The organism is Mesorhizobium sp. M2A.F.Ca.ET.037.01.1.1 (assembly GCF_003998075.1).
GTDB lineage: Bacteria > Pseudomonadota > Alphaproteobacteria > Rhizobiales > Rhizobiaceae > Mesorhizobium.
Map to the genome: position 1 here is coordinate 1 of NZ_RZSA01001027.1, position 2221 is coordinate 2221.

General features: G+C 63.7%; 3 protein-coding genes. 2 read left to right on the plus strand and 1 reads right to left on the minus strand.

Features of this window, described 5'->3' with window-relative positions:
• The first annotated feature begins 11 nt into the window (after positions 1 to 11).
• On the plus strand, positions 12 to 935 hold the full coding sequence (locus tag EOA27_RS32905) for a glycine--tRNA ligase subunit alpha (protein ID WP_189341644.1): 924 nt from the start codon (positions 12 to 14) through the stop codon (positions 933 to 935).
• A gap of 96 nt (positions 936 to 1031) precedes the next feature.
• Here EOA27_RS32905 and EOA27_RS32910 read toward each other — a convergent pair whose 3' ends face one another.
• Complete coding sequence (locus tag EOA27_RS32910) at positions 1032 to 1214, minus strand: hypothetical protein (RefSeq protein WP_126078602.1); 183 nt, start codon at positions 1212 to 1214, stop codon at positions 1032 to 1034.
• 252 nt (positions 1215 to 1466) lie between these two features.
• Between EOA27_RS32910 and EOA27_RS32915 the strand changes: the two genes are divergently transcribed.
• Positions 1467 to 2221: glycine--tRNA ligase subunit beta (locus EOA27_RS32915; RefSeq protein WP_127258349.1), on the plus strand; the 755-nt coding region annotated here is incomplete at its 3' end.

A 2221-nucleotide genomic window follows, 5' to 3' on the forward strand; every position in this document is an offset into this window, starting at 1 on the left:
TCCCTGCCCATATGCATCCCAGCCGCTCCTTCCAGGGGCTGATCCTGACCTTGCACAATTACTGGGCGGACTATGGTTGCCTCATCCTGCAGCCCTACGACATGGAAGTCGGCGCCGGCACCTTCCATCCGGCGACCACCTTGCGCGCGCTTGGTCCGCTGCGCTGGAACGCCGCTTACGTGCAGCCCTCGCGCCGGCCGAAGGACGGCCGCTACGGCGAGAACCCGAACCGTCTGCAGCATTATTACCAGTACCAGGTGATCCTGAAGCCCAATCCGCCGAACCTGCAGGAGCTTTATCTCGGCTCGCTGGAAGCGATCGGCGTCGATCCGCTGCTGCACGACATCCGCTTCGTCGAGGACGATTGGGAAAGCCCCACGCTTGGCGCCTGGGGGCTCGGCTGGGAATGCTGGTGCGACGGCATGGAAGTCTCCCAGTTCACCTATTTCCAGCAGGTCTGCGGCATCGAATGCGCGCCGGTGGCGGGCGAACTGACCTACGGCCTGGAGCGGCTCGCCATGTATGTGCAGGGCGTCGACAATGTCTATGACCTGAATTTCAACGGCCGCGAAGGCGCCGAGAAGGTCACTTACGGCGATGTCTTCCTGCAGGCCGAGCAGGAATATTCGCGCCACAATTTCGAATTCGCCAACACCGCGATGCTGCTGAGGCATTTCGAGGACGCCGAGGCCGAGTGTAAGGCGCTGCTCGATGCCGGCACGCCCAAGCCGAGCGACAATCTTCCGATGCACCGGATGGTCTTTCCGGCCTACGACCAGTGCATCAAGGCAAGCCATGTCTTCAACCTGCTCGACGCGCGCGGCGTGATCTCGGTCACCGAGCGGCAAAGCTACATCCTGCGCGTGCGCAATCTGGCCAAGGCGTGCGGCGAGGCGTTCCTGAAGACGCGGGCTGGCGGGCTGGCAGCGGCTTAGAGCAATTCCAGGAAAAGTGCGTAGCGGTTTTCCGTCCGGAATTGCGTCAAAACAAGATAGAGCGAATTCGCAGTTTCAGTGAAACGGCGGCTTGCTCTAAGCCGGTACGGCTTTCACGGTCTCGGCGGCGGCGCCGACCGGCAACACGACCTGCGCCGTTGCGCCATCGATCGTGCGCATGGCCTGCCTGACCCCCGGCATCGTGATCACGCCATGCATCTGCGCGGCGAAGCAGGCGCTGAGCGCCAGGATCTGCAGGGTTCTCGATGCCGTCTTCATCGTCGTTCAGCCAATAGGTCTCTGCCTGAGCGTTTGTCGCTTCAGCGCCGCGTTCGGTTCATGGGAAGGTTTGCTCCAAGGATGACCGACCCTGAGCCGTCCCGACAGTTGGCTGAAAAATTCCGTGAAATCGCTTGAAGAGGCGATCTCCTAGCGGGGTGACAGCGGCCGGCCGAGTTGCTATTTCCCGCCCATTCGTGACGGCGCTGACGCGCCGGCCCTCCCCATCAAGGGGAGGGTGGGAGCCTAATCATGCCTGACCTACTGCTAGAACTTCGCTCGGAAGAGATTCCCGCCCGCATGCAGCGCAAGGCTGCCGGCGACCTCAGGAAGATGCTGACCGACGGTCTGGTCGAGGCGGGTCTCACCTATGAGGCGGCGCGCGAATATTGGACGCCGCGCCGGCTGGCGCTCGACATCCGTGGCCTGACGGCGCGCTCCAAGGACATTCGCGAGGAGATCAAGGGTCCCTCGACCACCGCGCCCGAGCAGGCGGTGCAGGGTTTTCTGCGCAAGGCCGGCCTGTCGTCGATCGCCGAGGCGCATGTCCATTCCGATCCGAAGAAGGGCGACTTCTACGTCGCCCACATCTCGAAGCCGGGCAGGGCGGCCGAAGAGATCATCGCCGAGCTGGTGCCGGGCATCATCAAGAGCTTCCCCTGGCCGAAATCGATGCGCTGGGGGCCGGCCTCGGCAAAACCCGGCTCGCTGCGCTGGGTGCGCCCGCTGCAGTCGATCGTCTGCACCTTCGGTCCGGAGACAGAGGAGCCGGTCGTGGTCGATTTCGAGATCGATGGCATCCGCGCCGGCAACGTCACCTATGGCCATCGCTTCCATGCGCCGGGCCCGATCACGGTGCGCCGCTTCGACGACTATGTGGCGAAGCTCGAAGCGGCCAAGGTCGTGCTCGATGCCGACCGGCGCAAGGAGATCATCCTTCACGACGCCCGCAATCTCGCCTTCGCCAATGGCCTCGACCTGGTCGAGGACGAGGGCCTGCTGGAGGA

Coding starts and splice junctions, on each gene's coding strand:
- EOA27_RS32905 (WP_189341644.1), top strand. CDS start 12: ATGCATCCCAGCCGCTCCTTCCAGGGGCTGATCCTGACCTTGCACAAT.
- EOA27_RS32910 (WP_126078602.1), bottom strand. CDS start 1,214: ATGAAGACGGCATCGAGAACCCTGCAGATCCTGGCGCTCAGCGCCTGC.